At 43.9% G+C, this 17554-nt stretch carries 13 protein-coding genes; 2 read left to right on the forward strand and 11 right to left on the reverse strand.

The genetic code is table 11. From position 1 onward, the window contains the following. Positions 1 to 6: 6 nt before the first annotated feature. From glcF to L6421_RS00355, 3 genes are read right to left on the reverse strand one after another with little or no spacing between them, the layout of a single operon-like run. The gene (gene glcF / locus L6421_RS00345; protein WP_237261989.1) at positions 7 to 1218 is read right to left on the reverse strand and encodes a glycolate oxidase subunit GlcF; all 1212 of its coding nucleotides are present in this window, start codon (positions 1216 to 1218) and stop codon (positions 7 to 9) included. A 26-nt stretch (positions 1219 to 1244) separates the two neighbouring features. Continuing rightward, positions 1245 to 2219 carry an FAD-binding protein gene (locus L6421_RS00350; protein ID WP_237261990.1) on the reverse strand — a complete coding sequence of 325 codons (975 nt, stop codon included), beginning with the start codon at positions 2217 to 2219 and terminating at the stop codon, positions 1245 to 1247. After that, on the reverse strand, positions 2219 to 3655 hold the full coding sequence (locus L6421_RS00355) for an FAD-linked oxidase C-terminal domain-containing protein (RefSeq protein WP_237261991.1): 1437 nt from the start codon (positions 3653 to 3655) through the stop codon (positions 2219 to 2221). The genes L6421_RS00350 and L6421_RS00355 overlap by 1 nt, the downstream gene beginning before the upstream one ends. A gap of 101 nt (positions 3656 to 3756) precedes the next feature. On the opposite strand from L6421_RS00355, the gene L6421_RS00360 reads away from it, so the two are divergent. Continuing rightward, on the forward strand, positions 3757 to 4872 hold the full coding sequence (locus L6421_RS00360; protein WP_237261992.1) for a pyridoxal-phosphate-dependent aminotransferase family protein: 1116 nt from the start codon (positions 3757 to 3759) through the stop codon (positions 4870 to 4872). 159 nt (positions 4873 to 5031) lie between these two features. Here the strand turns inward: L6421_RS00360 and L6421_RS00365 are convergent, their stop codons facing one another. The 3 genes from L6421_RS00365 to L6421_RS00375 all read right to left on the reverse strand — a co-directional run bounded on the left by L6421_RS00365 (position 5032) and on the right by L6421_RS00375 (position 11414). Beyond that, entirely contained in the window at positions 5032 to 9000 is a 3969-nt protein-coding gene (locus L6421_RS00365; RefSeq protein ID WP_237261993.1) for an EAL domain-containing protein, read from the reverse strand. A gap of 20 nt (positions 9001 to 9020) precedes the next feature. Next, positions 9021 to 9953, reverse strand: coding sequence for an ABC transporter substrate-binding protein (locus L6421_RS00370; protein ID WP_237261994.1), 933 nt, complete (start codon positions 9951 to 9953; stop codon positions 9021 to 9023). A 306-nt stretch (positions 9954 to 10259) separates the two neighbouring features. Continuing rightward, the gene (locus L6421_RS00375) at positions 10260 to 11414 is read right to left on the reverse strand and encodes a sensor domain-containing diguanylate cyclase (RefSeq protein ID WP_237261995.1); all 1155 of its coding nucleotides are present in this window, start codon (positions 11412 to 11414) and stop codon (positions 10260 to 10262) included. A 223-nt stretch (positions 11415 to 11637) separates the two neighbouring features. Between L6421_RS00375 and L6421_RS00380 the strand changes: the two genes are divergently transcribed. Then, positions 11638 to 12735 (forward strand): HD-GYP domain-containing protein, encoded by a 1098-nt coding sequence (locus L6421_RS00380; RefSeq protein WP_237261996.1) that lies wholly within the window; start codon positions 11638 to 11640, stop codon positions 12733 to 12735. Positions 12736 to 12823: 88 nt separating this feature from the next. Here L6421_RS00380 and cmoB read toward each other — a convergent pair whose 3' ends face one another. The 5 genes from cmoB to L6421_RS00405 form a co-directional block, all read right to left on the reverse strand. Beyond that, a complete protein-coding gene (gene cmoB / locus L6421_RS00385) occupies positions 12824 to 13816 on the reverse strand; it encodes a tRNA 5-methoxyuridine(34)/uridine 5-oxyacetic acid(34) synthase CmoB (RefSeq protein ID WP_237261997.1) in 993 nt (330 codons plus the stop codon). A gap of 45 nt (positions 13817 to 13861) precedes the next feature. After that, positions 13862 to 14599 (reverse strand): carboxy-S-adenosyl-L-methionine synthase CmoA, encoded by a 738-nt coding sequence (cmoA, locus tag L6421_RS00390; RefSeq protein ID WP_237264504.1) that lies wholly within the window; start codon positions 14597 to 14599, stop codon positions 13862 to 13864. A 147-nt stretch (positions 14600 to 14746) separates the two neighbouring features. Beyond that, positions 14747 to 15946, reverse strand: a complete 1200-nt coding sequence (locus tag L6421_RS00395; protein ID WP_237261998.1) for a murein transglycosylase domain-containing protein — start codon at positions 15944 to 15946, stop codon at positions 14747 to 14749. Then, positions 15921 to 16541 (reverse strand): cation efflux transmembrane domain-containing protein, encoded by a 621-nt coding sequence (locus L6421_RS00400; protein WP_237261999.1) that lies wholly within the window; start codon positions 16539 to 16541, stop codon positions 15921 to 15923. Before L6421_RS00400 ends, L6421_RS00395 begins: the two co-directional genes overlap by 26 nt. Positions 16542 to 16632: 91 nt before the next feature. Continuing rightward, entirely contained in the window at positions 16633 to 17520 is an 888-nt protein-coding gene (locus L6421_RS00405; protein WP_237262000.1) for a DNA/RNA non-specific endonuclease, read from the reverse strand. Positions 17521 to 17554 lie beyond the last annotated feature (34 nt).

Raw genomic sequence — 17554 nt, forward strand, 5'->3', positions numbered from 1 at the left:
GGTAACTTAAGAGTGGGTTGAAAGCAGTTCAATCCAGTGTTTCACCGGTACTTCAGTGCCTTTCTGCAAATGCATCAAGCAACCGATATTAGCGGTAACGATGATTTTAGGATTGGAATCCAATAAGTTCGTCAGCTTATTTTTACGCAGTTGTTTAGAGAGTTTGGGCTGAAAAATCGAATAGGTTCCCGCTGATCCGCAACATAAGTGCGCATCGTTGACGTGACTGATTCGATAACCTAAACGGCGTAAGATATCTTCCACCAGGCCTGGTAACTTCTGACCGTGCTGTAAAGTACAGGGTGAGTGGAAGGTGACCTTTTGGTTTTTGTAGTGGGTGAAGATAGACAAATCTTGCTTGCTTAAAAACTCGGCAATATCAAAGGTATGTTCCGCGATTCGTTTGGCTTTTTTGGCGTATTCGGCGTCTTCACGCATTAAATGCGGGTAGTCTTTGACCATCACACCACAGCCGCTAGCGTTGGAGATAATCGCCTTGACCCCTTGGTTCAAATAAGCCGTCCAAGCATCAATATTGGTTTTGATTTTGGCGATGGCGTCCGCATTACCTGAAAGGTGGTGGTCAACCGCTCCGCAACATTGTTCTTGCGGGGTTTCCAATACATTTAACCCCAAACGGTTTAAAACCTTGATACTAGCCTGGTTGATATTAGGCGCTAAAGCAGGTTGCACGCAGCCTGAAATCAACAGAACACTGGATTTAAGCGCTTCTTGCTGGTCTTGCAGTTTTTGCTGTAAGGCTAATTCGTCAACCGTGAACTGCACGGCGGTCGAGTGGCGTAGAAACGGCATGGCTTTGATGACCAAGTTAAAAAACCACGGGGTGGTTAAACTTTTACGTACGCCATAGCGAATCAAGCGTTGCAGAGGGTTGCGAGCGCTTTTCTCTTCCGCCATCTCGCGGCCGATATCCAAAAGATGTCCATATTCCACGCCAGAAGGACAGGTGGTTTCACAAGAACGGCAGGTCAAGCAGCGATCAAGATGGCTCAAGGTGTCTTGGGTGACTTCATTCCCCTCTAAGACACTTTTAATCAGATAGATGCGTCCACGTGGCGAGTCGAGTTCATCGCCTAACAGCCCGTAGGTTGGACAGGCGGAGAGACAAAAACCGCAATGTACACATGAGCGTAAAATTTTATCGGCGGTTTGACCGGTTTCGGTCGCTAATAGGTCTTTTGGTAGTTGGGTCTGCATAAATAAATTTCGACTAGAGGCTTGGGTTATAAATCTTTAAAGATATGATGTGGGTCAAACACGTCTTTTAAACCAGCTTTAATACGCTGAACACACGGTTTATCGTTATTACGTGGTGCAAAACGCGATTGCCAAAGGGTCACATAAGGGTGATTCGGCTTGTTTTTACTGGCCACCCAGCGACGTGTCCCGCCCATTCCAACGGCAATGGTGTTTTCAATGGCGGGGTTGGTGCTTTCCACATCCAAACGCCATAGTTTTTCCCCTTCCGCCAACTTAGGCTGGAAAGGATTGAGGGTTTTCCACACATCATTGGAACAGGCGGTCACTTCCACACGATTGTCTTGGGTAGGGTGTTCGCCGGCAACACGGTAATAGAATTTGCCTTCAAAATAGGCGCAGCCGGTCAGCGGCAAAGAGGTGCCTTGCATTTTATTCATCAATAGAATCGCTTCACCTTCGGGCATCGGAATACTGTAGGTTTGTTCTTCCAATAGAGGTAAAACTTTCAAACTCAACTCGGTGACCAGTGCAAGCGAGCCTTTTGAGCCGCATAACATACGTGACACGTCATAGCCGGCGACGTTTTTGAGCATTTTACCGCCAAAGCGCATTTCACGGCCTTGGCCATCAATCAGTTGTGTGCCTAAAACAAAGTCACGTAATCCGCCTCTAAAAGGGCGTGATGGCCCTGTTAAGGCGCAAGCGTAAGTACCACCGATGGTGGAATCGCCATATTCAGGTGGTTCAAACCCGAGCATTTGGTTGTTTTCCGCTAAGGCGGCGCTTAAATCAGAGAGTTTTGTTCCGGCTTTGACGGTGACCACCAATTCGGCGGGGTCGTAACTGACAATACCGGTATGGTCGGCAATCGACAGCAGTTGTGCATCTTCATATAGAGGTACTTTGCTTTGATTACCGGCAATCTGTAGCAGTTGTTTATCCACTACAGCTTGTTTGATTTGATCAGAATAATGCGAAATTGAGCTTTGCATCGACATTAAAAACGCTCCAACTCAGGGTGAGGTAATTGATTATTATGCACGTGCATGTGGCCGAGTTCGGCACAGCGATGCAGGGTTGGAATGGCTTTACCTGGATTAAGCAAGCCCGAGCTATCAAACACATTTTTGATGCCGTGAAAAATCTCTAATTCCGCTTGCGGGTACTGATGGCACATGGAGTCGAGCTTTTCGACACCGACACCATGCTCGCCGGTGATAGTGCCACCGACATCCACGCAGAGTTTGAGAATCTCCTGGCCAAATTTCTCGGTCTCTTCCAACTCTCCGGGTTTGTTTGCATCGTACAGAATCAACGGGTGCAAGTTACCGTCACCGGCGTGAAAGACATTGGCCACTTTTAAACCATATTTTTCCGACAGCTTGTCGATTTCATCCAACACATACGCCAACTTGCTTCGAGGAATGGTGCCATCCATGCAGTAGTAATCAGGGGAGTAACGACCCACGGCAGGAAAGGCGTTTTTGCGCCCTTGCCAGAGTTCAATACGCTCTTTCTCATTTTGCGATACGCGGATTTCATAAGCGCCGTTTTGGGTGAGAATATCCGCGACACGCTGCGCATCCACTTTCACTTGGTCGTGACTGCCATCCACTTCACACAATAACAAGGCGGCGGCTTCAACCGGGTAACCCACCTTGGCAAAATCTTCAGCCGCTTGGATAGAGAACTTATCCATCATCTCCAAACCGGCCGGTACAATCCCTTGTTTTAAAACGCTGGTCACCGCATCGGCGCAGGCTTTAACGGAGTTGAAGGCGGCCATGACCAACTGGGCGGCTTCGGGTTTGGGGATGAGCTTGAGTTTGATTTCGACAATCACCCCCAACAGTCCTTCTGAACCGTTCAGCAGGGCTAATAAGTCGATGCCATCGTCTTTTTCATCAAACCGGATAATCTCGCCGTCCATATCCAATACGGTCAATGAGGTGACATTATGCACCGTTAAACCATATTTTAAACAGTGCACGCCACCGGAATTTTCGGCCACGTTGCCGCCTATCGAGCAGGCCACCTGTGAAGAGGGATCGGGCGCATAATAAAGCCCATATTTGGCCGCTGCGTCGGAAACCTGGATATTGCGCACACCTGGTTGGACGATGGCGGTTCTTTGTAAAGGATCTATTTGCAGAATTTTGTTGAGTTTTGATAAGCCAAGAATTACGCTGTTCTCTAAAGGCAAGGTGCCGCCGGCCAATCCGGTACCAGAACCGCGGGTAATCACCGGGGTATTATGAGCTTTGCAGATTCTGAGCACTTGCTTAACCTGTTCAACATCTTCAGGCAGAGCAACCGCTAAAGGTTTTTGACGATAGGCGGAAAGCCCATCACACTCATAGGGTCGGCAAGCTTCTTCGCTTGAAAGGATACAGTTTTTGTTTAAGGCTTCTTCTAAAGCTTGGATAACATCCATTTTTAACCTTGTATATCACAGCTGTTTAACACTATAATTGTGAAAAACTTGATTTAAATCAATTTTATTTAAACCCTTATTATTAAAAAAAGGCACCCAATATGCAATCTTTTAATCCACCAATTCGTACATTGATGGGTCCAGGACCATCAGATATTCACCCAAGAGTGCTTGCAGCCATGGCTCGTCCAACTATCGGTCACCTTGACCCAGCGTTTGTCGGCATGATGGATGAAATCAAAGAACTACTAAAATACGCTTTTCAGACAGAAAATGCACTAACTATGCCTGTTTCTGCTCCAGGTTCTGCTGGTATGGAAACGTGTTTTGTAAACTTAGTTGAGCCGGGCGATAAAGTCATCGTTTGTATCAATGGGGTTTTTGGCGGACGCATGAAAGAGAACATCGAGCGTTTTGGTGGTGAAGCGATTGTGGTTGAAGATGAGTGGGGTACTGCGGTTACACCATCTAAGGTTGAAGACGCGTGTAAAGCGCATCCTGATGCTAAGATTGTCGCGTTTGTTCACGCTGAAACTTCAACCGGTGCACTGTCTGATGCAAAAACCATTTGTAAAATCGCTCAAGACCACGATTGTTTAACGATCGTTGATGCGGTTACCTCTTTAGGGGGTGTTGAACTGAAAGTGGATGAGTGGGGAATTGATGCGATTTATTCCGGTACTCAGAAGTGTCTTTCTTGTGTTCCTGGTTTATCGCCAGTCAGCTTCAGTGAAAAAGCGCTGGATAAGGTGCGTAACCGTGCAACTCGAGTTCCAAGCTGGTTTATGGATTTGAACCTGGTTATGGGGTATTGGGGACAGGGTGCAAAACGTGCTTACCACCATACCGCGCCAGTAAACACTTTATATGCGTTGCATGAATCTTTGGTTATGCTAAAAGAAGAAGGTTTAGAAGCTTCTCATGCACGTCATGCTAAAGTCCATCAGCAGCTTAAAGCGGGCTTAGAGCCGATGGGAATCAGTTTTGTGGTGCCAGAAGATCAGCGTTTACCTCAGCTTAACTCAATTGTGATTCCTGAAGGATTTGACGACGCGGAAGTACGCGGCAGACTGTTAAACGAATACAACCTTGAGATTGGTGCCGGTTTAGGTGCTTTAGCTGGTAAGGTTTGGCGTATCGGTCTAATGGGCGATAGCGCAAGACCAGAAAAAGTTTTATTCTGTTTAGCGGCACTTAAAGAAGTGCTTGGTAAATAATTCATAAAGCTAGAAGCGTTTGTGGTGAGTTCATCACCTAAACGCGATATCAAAAACGCCCTATATTCGAGATGAACATAGGGCGTTTTTTGTCTCTAAAATAAAGTCACCAGGCCTGGTGACTTTAAAAATGGTATGAAATCTTATTGTATGTGGCAGTTATTTTTGCAAGGTACTGTCTCTAAGGTAATCACAGAACGCGACACTTTTGCCTTTTAAAACAGCAAGCACTCGTTGAGCTTCGGCTTTGTCATCCAGTTCAAGAGATTGAATCGCTTGGTGAGCGATACTATGAATTTCTTGATGCAGGATATTGATCTGCTCAAACACGCTCTTATTTTTGATTATCTGTGAACCCTTGGAATGCAGCCATAACCCAAATTCACATTGGGTATGGGATAAGTCATTGATGCTCTCGATATCTAAATTACCGGTGACAACCGATTCGATTCTATCAATCCAGGCAGAATGGGCTAATTGAGCCTTTAAAATGCGCTTTTCTAAACCGTTTATCTCGATGATCGTTTGCCATTTTGGATTGATATTTGGATTGTTTAACCACTCAAATACTTGTTCTTGATTCATCGGTTTGGCAATGGCGTAACCTTGGATGGATTCAATGCCCAATTGCAGAAGAAGTTCAATGTGTTTTTCGGTTTCAGCACCTTCAGCCACCACGGTTAAATTAAATGCTTCAGCCATGGATTTAATCGCTTCAATAATACTCAAACTGTTGGTTTCGGAGAAAATCTCACGAATAAACTCTTGGTCTATTTTGACTTCATCTACCGGTAAGTTCTTTAAATAGTTCAGTGACGCGTGACCTGTTCCAAAATCATCGATGGCAAACTTAAAACCTTCGGTTTGCAGTTGTGTTATCTGTCTGGCAATCTTGTGAACGTCTTCCAGCGCTGAGCTTTCCAGTAGTTCTAAAGTCAGCTGTTCAGGAAGGACATCAGGGTTGTCGGCAAAGAGTTGTAAGAGTTTATTACGAAAGCTTTGGTTCAACAGAATTGAACCTTCGATATTTAAACTCACACCAAGTTGATAGCCTTTTGCATTGATTTTCTTCAATGATTGAACACCCTGCTCAAGCACATATTCGCTAAAGGTATCCATTAAATCGAATTGTTGGATCTTATTAAGAAAATCAATCGGAGGTATCAGGCCGTGCTGCGGGTGAATCCAGCGAATGAGTCCTTCTAAAGAGAGGGTTTGACCCGTTTTACAATTCACTTTCGGCTGATAATACAGCTCAAATTCTTTATTGAGCATCGCCGATAACAGTTCTTGTTTGCCATCTAGGTTATTCCACTCATAGTGAACGACTCTGTTCTTGCCCTGCTGTTTAGCTTCATACATCGTTTGGTCGGCATAGCGTAACAGCTGCTCTGAACCGATTTTATCAGGGTAGTTGTGGTTGTAGTAAACCACACCGATACTGCACGAAACCTGTAGCGAATGGTTTTCGTATGAAACTTCATCTGATGCGTTTGCAAGTAATCGTGCTTCAATACCCTGGAACTCATGTTGATATTTATTTCCGGTTACCAGGATGACAAATTCATCTCCGCCAATGCGCGATACCGTGTCACTTTCGCGAATGGTGTCCAAGAATCGGTTGGCGATGGTTTTCAGTAAAAAGTCGCCAGCCTGGTGACCGTAGTTGTCATTGATCTGTTTAAAACCATCCAGGTCTATAAACATCAAGGCAATCATCTCTTCGCTACGCTGGATATTGGCAATCGCTTGGGTGATGCGATCGGAGAGTAAAAAGCGATTAGGGAGCTCGGTAAGGGCATCATAATGCGCCATTTTTTCCAGCTGGAGTTGATGTTCCTTTTCGTAGGTGATATCCGAAAGCAAGGCTATATAGTATTCGGGTTGGTTTTGGGAATCGAAAACTGTACTTATTTTTAAGCTTTGTGGATAGACGTCACCATTTTTACGGCGATTCCATATTTCGCCCTCCCAAATACCTTGTGTTGATAAAGAGTTCCACAGGGATTTGTAAAAATCGTCATCTTGTTGGCCGGAATTGAAGATATTAGGGTCTTTTCCTAAAAGTTCCTCCTCTTGGTAGCCGGTTATCTCCGTGACTCTTTTATTCGCCCTTAATATTTGATTGTTTTTATCACAAATAAGAATACCTTCATTGGCGGATTCAAAGACCGTGGCGGCTTGTTTAAGGTGTTTTTCTGAAGCAACTTGTTGGGTGATATCGGTGACTAGACCGTCAATTGAGATCAGTTCCCCCTCTTGATGGACACCATGTTGCTGAATCAAAATGGTTTTTAATTGTTGGCTTTTGGGGGTGATGAAATGGAGCACTAAACTGTTGTTAGGTTCTTCACCGGTAATGATCTTTTCAACAGATTTCTTCCCTTCCTGGATAGAGCTTGGTAGCCAGTTGATCTTTTCAAACCATGGTCTATGTAAAATTTCGTCAATGGATATTTCAAAAATATCAACAACCCCGGCTGAAACATAATTCAGTATGCCTTCCGCGCCATTGTGTGAGTAAACCAAATGGTTATTTCCCAAGTCATCGAGTAACCGTTCAAACTGGGTTTTTTGCGACTCGATTTTATGCAAGGAGCGGCGTTCTTTAATCAAATGCCAAAGTTCATTACAAATCAGTTGGCAAGTGTCGCTATCTTGCTGGCTGTAGTCGGATTTTTTATTACCTATACCTGCCAATAGAACCACCTGGTCTTTTTCCAATACAGGCAGAGAAATCATACGGTTTAAAGGAGCGTGACCTTCTGGAAGGCCTTGTTTGTGTTGATAAGTGACATAATCATTAATCATAACCACCTTTTTTTGGCGTGCCGCCTCAGCCCAAACGCCGGCCTCACTTATCGGGTAGTGCGAATCATAGTTGGCGACATGACAGTAATTTTTTAAGGTGTTGTGGGACCAAGCCACCAGGTTTATCTCTTGTTTAGCTTCGTCTATAAAGTGAATAAAACTGATTTCACTGTCGGTTAACTCTTCGATGCGTTCCATGGCATACTGCATTAAATCAGGTTCAGTATGTTCTTCGGCAAATTTTGGAAGTGTTAAAAGCACCTCATCGATTTGGTTTTGACGATTGAGAGTGTGTTGTTGTCGCTGGATGGTTCTCAATCGTTTGTGAGAAACGGTTAACAAAATAATAAAAATCAAAATGGCGATAGTAATGCCTATGATTAAAAGATGGTACTGCTGCCATAACTCTTCAAAGGTGATTTTGTCTTGAATATCATAAGGTGGTAACTTTAGTTCCCTTAAGAGGTCTTCAAGGGGTTTATAGTCTAAGGGTGCGACAAAACCCGCGATTCCGGCTTGTTTTGCGGCAGGGCTATCCGCTTTCAACGAGAACAACGCGACGGTAATATCTCTTTTAAGATCATCATCTAAACCTGGCAGAATGATAAACGGCCATTCCGGGTAGAGACTGGTCGAAAGCAGTTGTGGAAAAGCACGATCGGTTTTTTGGTTGATAATCCGTAATTGATCTAGCTTGAGTTTGCCTGCTGCAACCCACTTTTCAATGATGCCGGTGCGCACAAACCCAGCATCGGCTTTATTACTCAAAACGGCTTCTATGACCGCATCGTTATTACCCATCTCATTAAAATGGATTTGTTTATAGTCGATGCCTTGTTTAAATATCTCATAGATAGGAACTCGATAAGCGCCGGTATTGTTTAAGGTCGGGATGGCGATATTTTTACCTGGCAAATCGTTTAATGTTTGAATAGTCGACGCATTGTTTCTTGTAAAAATAACGCCCCCCAGGCTATCTAAAGCCTGGTTGTTGAAGAGAGTTTGTTGGGTAGCGGTGATGCCATTCAGTAGCACTTCGGTTCTTAATATCTCGAACGAATTGGGATTGGTAAGTACTAAATCGACCTGCTTTCTGCGCGCTGCCTCTATAAGGGCTTCAGAGCTGTATACTTTAAGTTCGACTTGGTGGTTAGGCAGAGTGTCGGAAAGGTAATCGGCCAAAGCCTGGTATTGGTTTTGCACTGATTCTATCGATTGATATTGGTACACACCAAGTACTAGCTTTTGAGAAGCACTGACCGCTTGTGTAAAAACAGGAGCTAGAATTAGAATGAGTAGTGTCACGAAATATTTCATTGAGAGTCTATCTTGCCTGTCTATTTAATACATTGGTTACTGAATAAATTGGTTAAATCATCCTGGTTTTTAAGCATATTGGCCTGTTGCATCAACTGTAATAAATTGTTTGACAGTTCTGCAAAACCGCTTTGCTCTTTTAAAAGATGATAATTCGCCCCAGAAGAAGGAATGGTTATGCCATTCAGGCTCTGCTCCACTTCTTGGGCTGAAGCATTAAGCCGTTGCGCCAATTGATACTTGGAATCTTCATAATTCTTTTTAAGGTAGTCTACGCCCTTGAGATGAATTTGCACAGAACTACAGATTGCCGACCGTTTTTCCTTAAATACCGACTCTCTAACGGCTAATACATCCAGTATGGTTTCGGGTATTTCCGAACTATCAAAAAGTTCATTTGCCCCCATTTTTAATAGATTGTTGGCATAAGGGAAATAGGTGATGATAATGTCGATTTCATTGTCTTGAAAGGCTTTGGGCTTATCTTCTTCACGGATATCGTGCAGTGTTACATCGGCTGGGGTAAGTCGATACTTTTCTAAAAAGTGGTAAAGTATGATTTCACTTAAGGCATTTTTTTCATAGCCAATGACTTTGCCCTTGATATCTGCGGCCGTTTGGATACCGGGTTGAGCCAATACAATATCCGCACCGGCTGAAATATCACTGACCAACACCACTTTTAAATCAACCCCTTGATCACGCATTTGCAACACTTGGTCTAAGGTTAAATAACCCGCATCCACTTGCTTGTTTTTAAGAAGTTGCATGGTGTGAGAAGCGTTTTGGGTTTTGATGTACTCAACTTGAGGATAACGATCAACCTCACCTGAGATAAAAGGCATTTCATAACCCACCCAAGAAAAGTGTGCGATTTTCGCTGGTTCAGGGTTGAAACAGCCATTCAATAGCAGTAAAGCCGTAAAAATCACCCAAAACTTGATTAGTTTCATTAACAAAGTCACTTTCCATTAAGGTTGTTCAGATTCGAGTATAAACTCAAACCCCGACAATTAAAAATGTGAGCGATGGAAACTTCGTTAAGTCGGCAAAAAACATGTTTTAAATCAAGAGTAAAGCTGATTGGAATGATGCCTGGAGCCACCAGGCCTGGTAACGGCGGAAATATGCATATAAGTGGTATTAGATTGATATTTGTCAGAAATTGGAATACGGGTAATTATCGGTCAGAGTTTGTGCTTGCCTGAAGGGAATCAAAAGGGTGGCTGCAACTGGGCTGTCCGTCGGGATATTGAGCGTTATTTAGCCATACATCCGTTGTATAAAACGGTTCTATTTCTTCCAAGTTGTTTCGCCTCATAAAGGGCTTTATCCGCACCCTCAATTAGGGCTTGATAAGAACGGCATCGCTGTTCAGCATCGCAACCATTGATCCCTATCGATACGGTTACCTGTAAAGCAATGCTAGAATTTTTATGCGGAATCGCCAGGCGCTCGATATCGTCATGGATTTTTTGGGCAATCGAGAAAGCTTCTGTTCTGGTTACACCTGAAAGAATGATTAAGAATTCTTCGCCACCGTAACGTGCGGCCATATCGTTGGTGCGTTTGACGCTTGATTGCAAGACTTTAGCCACCTGTTTTAGACACTCATCTCCTTTGATGTGGCCGTAGAGGTCATTGAATTGTTTAAAGAAGTCGATATCCACCATTAGCACACTTATTGAGGTTTGGTTGCGTTCCCAATGCCCCCACTCTTGAATTAAATGTTCATCCAGTGCTCGGCGGTTATGCAGTCCGGTAAGGCCGTCTCTTAAAGTAAGTTGTTTGAGTCTTTTGTTGGAGTGTTCCAGCGCATTCTCCATCTCTTTTAGCTGGCTAATATCCGTATGGGTGCCGGTAAATCTAATTGGTTGGTTGTCCGCGTCACGTTCAATGATTTGACCGCGGTCAAGGATATAAACCCAATGACCGTCTTTGTGCTTCATTCGGTGTATATTGCTGTAAAAAGAGGTTTCGCCGTCTATATGGCGTTTTATGTCTGCATAGCACTGTTCTAGGTCTTTTGGGTGTACACGGCTTTGCCAGCTCTCGAATGCGGGTTCAATCTCATCTAGCTGATAACCTAGTAAACGACACCATTGCTCGTCAAAAATAACGACATTGGTTTTTGGAAACCAGTCCCATAGGCCTGTTTGAGTGCCTTCTAAAACCAGCTTTAAGCGGTTATGACTTTCTTCAGCCTCTTTTTTTGCCTCGGAGAGTTTATTGAACCAGGTGGCGATGAAAAACCCCGATAAACCACCCACGATACTGGGGACAAAATAGGCCGTAGGTTTGATTACACCAAATAGCACAATGAATTGCAGCGTAGCAAAACTACAGACGATTAAGATCCCTAAAATGACTCCAAAAAGCTTAATTTTTGTGCTGCTATTCAAGTGTAATGACATAAAAACCATTATCCTTTAAATGAGATTTCTTTAAGATACCAAATACTTATTCAAAAAAGTAGTTATATTTTGTAGTCAAATTTCAGTTGAGGTCAATCAACTGAGTTAAAGGGGTTTTTTGGTTGCTTAGTTAAAGCTACCGGTTGTAATAATGCTTAGATAATGCTGATGTTTCATGTTATAAAGGCGTTATTATTTTTAACGGTTAATGCGAGGTTGGGGTTTGAAATATTATTTTCGTTCAATCACTGAAGAGCTTTTCCAGCTCCATGATAAACTTCGTAAACAGTGGCCAGGCCTGTCTAGAATCGCGGTGGCCATTTATGATAATGAAACCGATATTCTGCATACCTTTATCAAATCTTCCCCAGATGAAGAGCTTCTTAATCACTATTCCGTTCAGCTCAAAGATGTGCCTTCTTTGGTGGAGTTGGCAAACAGTGGTGAATGTCGAATCATGCAAGATTTAATGGTGTTGCAACAGAATGATTCAGTGCACTCTAAAGTGATAAGCCAGCATTTTAAATCCAGTTATACCGAGCCATTTTATGTGGCTGGAGATTTGCTGGGTTTTGTCTTTTATGACGCGGATGAATGTGGTTATTTCACGGATGAATTGATAGATCATCTTCAAACCTATTCACGTCTGATTGAGTCTTTGATAGTTTCAGAGATATTACCTATCAAAACCCTGGTGGCTTTAATGAATGTCACCCAGGAGATCACCAATTTACGTGATTCTGAAACGGGTAAACACCTTATCCGTATGGCGCATTATATGGAGTTGATTGCGATAGAGTTGGCAGAAGAATATGGTTTTACCGACGAGCAGATTGAGTATATTTGGTGTTATGCGCCGCTCCACGATATTGGGAAAATCGCTATTTCAGATAGTATTCTTTTAAAGCCCGGAAGGCATACTGCGGAAGAAACCAAAATTATGCGAACTCATGTTGTTGAAGGGTTGAAAATGGTAGATAGGATGTTGCAGAATTTTAGCTTCCAGCAATTCCATCATATCGACATATTGAAAGATATTATCGGTTCGCATCATGAGTGGTACGATGGTAGCGGCTATCCAAATGGACTGAAGGGTGACGAGATACCGATTGTTGGACGTATCGCTGCGGTAGCGGATGTTTTTGATGCATTGATTTCTAATCGAGTATATCGTGCGGGTTGGTCATTTGATGAGGTAGTGGACTACCTAAAGGCGGGTAAAGGGAAGCAGTTTGACCCCAAGTGTGTCGATGCCCTTATCAGGAATGAAGATAAAATCAAAGAGATTAATAATAACTTCCAGGACATCTATAACGTATAGGGGTTATTTCAACTAGGCTTGGCAGGATTTAGACATGGGTCTATCTTCTAGGTTAACTAGCTAATGAGCTTAGACCACAAGCCATAGGTTATTGCGGTTTATTGCAAACCATTACGGCTCTTAAAGGAGCGGGGTAGCCTTCTATGGTTTTATTATGATCTTCCGGGTCTAAGAAGGTTTCTAACGAGTTCCAGGTCATCCAATCGGTGGTACGCTGTTCTTGAATACTGGTTTGGTCGATATCCACACAGCGTACATTCAAGAAACCACAGCGCTCTAGCCAGTGAGTCAACTCTTTAACCGATGGCAAAAACCACACATTTCGCATCTGCGCATAACGCTCTCCTGGCACCAACAACTGACCATATTCTTCAGGCACAACAATCGTTTCCAGCACCAATTCGCCGCCTGGCAATAGTTGGTTTTTAAGTTCGTAGATATGATCAATCGGCGAGCGGCGATGGTACAACACTCCCATTGAGAATACCGTATCGAAAGCGCCGCCTTTTTTGGAAACCGGCAGTTGTTCTAAGGTGAGAGGTAGGAAGTAAGCCGGTACGGTTTCGCCAATAAAGTGTTTTAGTACCAAAAACTGATTCATAAACAGCAGGCTTGGATCAACGCCAACCGCCAGCTCAGTGCCTTCACCCGCCATACGCCAAAGGTGGTAACCGCTACCGCAGCCAATATCCAATACCTTGCGGCCTTTTAAATTGGCTAAATGGGGGCGGACTCTGTCCCACTTCCAGTCGGAGTGCCATTCGGTATCGATATAGATATTATGGATTTCAAACGGACCTTTACGCCACGGATGAAAAACACGCAGGGCATCTTCAAGTTCCACTTTTTGTTCGGCCGTTAAGTCGCTATTTTGGGCTACGGTAATCGCGGATCGATTCAAGTCGAATTCCGTGTTGCCGGCAAAGCCACGAATCCGCTCTAAACCTTCTAACCAACGTGGCAAATTACCGTTACCTTCAGGGTGCAACGCCTCGTCGATGAGTTGCGGCAACTGTTGTTTCCACTCATTAAAACGTTCGTCTTCAAGTTTTTCCCAAAATGTATCGTAATGTTGCTTCACGTGAAACCTTGTTTGTTAATGGCCAATGCAGTGTTGTTTTTAGTGTTATTTAATCGCTAAAAATGAGGCGAAATTATACGCTTGAAACCAAATTCCGGCTGAATTAAATCCGGCGTTATTCAATCGTTGCAGATGTTCGGCTTCGGTGTCGCTAATCAGAACATTTTCCAGTGAACTGCGTTTTTGACTGATTTCCAATTCAGAGTAACCATTGGCGCGTTTAAATTGCAGGTGCATATGTTCAATCGCGTTTTGCAAAGCCTGGTTTTCAAAATGAATCTTTTCAGAAAGAATCAAAATACCTCCAGGTTTGAGGTTTTGATAGATACGCTTGACCAGATCATCACGCTGTTCAGGGTCAATAAACTGCAGAGTAAAATTAATCACCACCACCGAAGCGTTTTCAATTGGAATTTCGGTCATGTCGGCACACTGCAGATTAACGGGAATATCTGAGTGATAAGCATGCAGATACTCTTCGGCACGTTTAATCATCGCTTCCGAGTTGTCGATGGCAATGATTTCACAACCGTCAACGCTAATATTACGTCGCATGGTTAAGGTCGCCGCACCTAAAGAGCAACCCAAGTCATAAAGATTACTGTTGGCTTGGGCATACTGTTTTGTCAATTCGCCAATGCCGGTCAAAATGGTTTGATAGCCTGGCACAGAACGCTGAATCATATCCGGAAAAACCGCTACAACCGATTCATCAAATTGAAAAGCCCCTATCGCTTCGTGGGCTTGGGCGTAGATGGTGTCTTTTTGACTGTTTTTAAGCATAGTAACTCGCAGATTAACCAGGCCTTGTATGACCAATAGATGGCTTTTGATTGGTGTATTCACCGATAAAAAGCACTAAAACGTCTATTTTATTGAATTTTTTCTGTTTTTACGAACATAATCCGCTTAACCAGGCAATCAAAGACTTCACACGTATTTTTGTTTGTTGCGCGTGACCTTTTGTAGATAGTTGCGCGCTTCACTGCTGCCCAGTCGGGTAATCAAATGTTGATAGACTTGTTGACTCGATAAACGGTTTATCTTTTGAACTGCGCGACTACGGTTGTTATCAAACGCTTCCAAGACATTGCCGCTACCCGTATTGTACGCGGCGATGACACAATACTCCTGAGCTTTTGGGTTGTGGATACCGCTTAGATAACGATTAAATAAAATCGAAAGGTAAGCGGTGCCATATTCGATATTGCGTGCTGGAATAAACAGAAGGTTTTGGCTAGGAGTGCCGTCTCGTCGGTTAAGTAAACGGTAGGCATCACGACCGGCGGTAGTGGGGACAATCTGCATCAAGCCATAAGCCGGAGCAGAACTCACCGCATAAGGGTTAAAAGCGCTTTCGGTTTCGATAATGCCGTATATCAAGGCGCTCTCTATCCTAAATCTTTTACTCTGTTTAAGGACTTCAATATGGTAACGGTTTTTCTGTTGGTTTTGATAGTCATTGACCATATTGAAGGTCACTGAGTGACGGATTTTATCCTGGTCGGCCTGGCTACGGTAACGGCTTTTGATCAGGTATTCGGCATAACGGTTGGCTCGCCAAGCATAACGAATATTTTTGTTTTCCTGGTCTTTAACCAGTTCAAATAAAAAGGGTGTTGTGCCGGTTTTCGGGGTTTGTGCACTGAACAGGTCCACCTGGCTTGGGTCTTCCGGGGAAAGCAAGGTTTGCACAATGGCTTTTTTTAACGCCGTTTTTGGATTGTTGCTGGCAATGGTTTCTACCTGAATCAAGCCACTGGAAAAATCAATAATCGCGCGGCTTTGGTAGTGGTCTGTGTATTTCACATAGGCTTTTGGGCTAGCGGTTTTTTTATCTGACCAATTGGCGGCGATTTCGTCCAAAAACCTGGCAAACTGCTGGCGCACCAAACCGTCAATTTCCGGAATACCCACACCAGGAACTTGGGCTGAAATCGCTTGCGATACATTGCCATTATAAAGCTGGTGGGTGGTGCTGATGCTTCGTCTAATCTCGGAAGCGGTGCAACCGTTTAAGCTGGCTAGACCAGCTGATGAGAGCGCACTCCAGGCGGAAAATCTTAAGAATTGTCTTCGATTGAAATTCGGTTTTAGCATCGAGTTATGGTTGGCCGCTGTTTTGTTCAATGAGTTTTAGCTCAGATTTGGCATCTCTAATAATATAGAAAGCCCCGAATAACAGTAGCACGGTAATGCCTGCGCCAATGATTAAATCCGGCCATCTTGAATCTAACCAAAAGACCAGGATCCCACTGATAACCACCGCCAAATTAGCTAAAACATCATTGGTGGAAAAAATCCAACTGGCCCGCATATGGACTTCACCGTTACGATGTTGATGGATGAGTTTTAAGCAGTAACCATTGGCGATAAGGGCAAGGGTACCCATTACAATCATCAATATGGATATCGGTTCGCTACCAAAAATGTAGCGACGTACAACTTCCAAACCAATCAAGATTGCCAGGGTCATCTGAAAATAACCGCTCAGCAAGGCCGCATTGGCCTTAATCGACGCCGCGCGGCCAATCGCATAGATGGCCACGCCATAAATCAAGGCATCGGCGAGCATGTCGAGTGAATCCGCAATCAAACCGGTGGATTCGGCATACCAGCCTATGCCGAGTTCAAAAACGAAAAACGCTATATTGATACTCAGCAATACCGTTAACAGTTTCTTTTGCGAAGCATCGGTTACTTCCACATTGCAATTACAGGCCATGATTTTCCGCCATTTGAGTCTTTGTTTCTATCATACTGTGATTTGTATTGGATGCAAATCCGCCAGCATGCCCTGACTAGCTTGAATAAAATTAGTAACGTGACGGGCGATTGGCCACTTCCTGTAAACGCCACGCCTCCGGGGTTTTTCTTGACTCTAGACGATCTTCAAAATCGTCTTCGAGCTCGCTAAAAAAGTCGATTCCGGTTTGCGCTTCAATTTCATCAATGGTGCTCACAAAACTCATCAAACTGGCATTGGCTTTGGCGTTTTGTGGAAACACAAAGGCCAGAGCGGTGGCAGGGCGTTCCGGTGTCGTGGGTTTGATTAAAATCTTATAAAACGCCTTTGGAATTTTTACGCCACTGTTTTTAAGGGTTTTAGGTTGTCCATCAAAAATAGGGCCTGTCACCACCCAGAATTCGCCCTGCCATTCAGAAAAATCGTTGGCAATCACTTCTTCCAAACGCTGCCAAGACTTTTGATTAAGATTGGGCTTTTGTGGGGTGATATTGGTCATTAAAAAGGTCTCTAATTGAGCGGAACGCCCGTAACGACTGGCAATCACATAATTGGGTGCCATGTGACCACGGTCGTAGCCCGAGCCGGTGTAATCGTCATGCCCAATACTGGCAATGGAGCGCCAGTCTCTCGAAAAACCGCTTGGACGTTTACCCGACGAGTACTTTTTTTTGCCAACCTTATAAGTTACCCAAAGAGGGTTCTTCAAGGTTTCCGAGTATTCCAACATATAACCCTGGTTACGTAAGATATGTGAAAACCCGGTCATAATGCCTGTTTGCGGTGGCGCGGCATTGACTTGTGGCACTCCCATATAGGTCATGGCAGGGCGTGCAACCATAACCTCATAGCCATACCAAAGCCCGCCAACTAACGGAACGATAATTAAAAATTTTGGGTTTTTAATCAGTAAGTTTAAAAGGGGTCTGATGATTTGGGTTAATGCGGATTGTCTCATTCAAGGTCTCTAGTTTTACAATGTTTCTCCCTAT

Origin of the sequence: Thiomicrorhabdus immobilis (genome assembly GCF_021654855.1) — a bacterium.
GTDB classification, from domain to species: domain Bacteria; phylum Pseudomonadota; class Gammaproteobacteria; order Thiomicrospirales; family Thiomicrospiraceae; genus Thiomicrorhabdus; species Thiomicrorhabdus immobilis.

What these genes read in the sequence shown, in the direction of transcription:
- glcF (WP_237261989.1), bottom strand. Translation starts at nt 1,218, where the DNA reads ATGCAGACCCAACTACCAAAAGACCTATTAGCGACCGAAACCGGTCAA.
- L6421_RS00350 (WP_237261990.1), bottom strand. Translation starts at nt 2,219, where the DNA reads ATGTCGATGCAAAGCTCAATTTCGCATTATTCTGATCAAATCAAACAA.
- L6421_RS00355 (WP_237261991.1), bottom strand. Translation starts at nt 3,655, where the DNA reads ATGGATGTTATCCAAGCTTTAGAAGAAGCCTTAAACAAAAACTGTATC.
- L6421_RS00360 (WP_237261992.1), top strand. Translation starts at nt 3,757, where the DNA reads ATGCAATCTTTTAATCCACCAATTCGTACATTGATGGGTCCAGGACCA.
- L6421_RS00365 (WP_237261993.1), bottom strand. Translation starts at nt 9,000, where the DNA reads ATGAAATATTTCGTGACACTACTCATTCTAATTCTAGCTCCTGTTTTT.
- L6421_RS00370 (WP_237261994.1), bottom strand. Translation starts at nt 9,953, where the DNA reads ATGAAACTAATCAAGTTTTGGGTGATTTTTACGGCTTTACTGCTATTG.
- L6421_RS00375 (WP_237261995.1), bottom strand. Translation starts at nt 11,414, where the DNA reads ATGTCATTACACTTGAATAGCAGCACAAAAATTAAGCTTTTTGGAGTC.
- cmoA (WP_237264504.1), bottom strand. Translation starts at nt 14,599, where the DNA reads ATGCTTAAAAACAGTCAAAAAGACACCATCTACGCCCAAGCCCACGAA.
- L6421_RS00400 (WP_237261999.1), bottom strand. Translation starts at nt 16,541, where the DNA reads ATGGCCTGTAATTGCAATGTGGAAGTAACCGATGCTTCGCAAAAGAAA.
- L6421_RS00405 (WP_237262000.1), bottom strand. Translation starts at nt 17,520, where the DNA reads ATGAGACAATCCGCATTAACCCAAATCATCAGACCCCTTTTAAACTTA.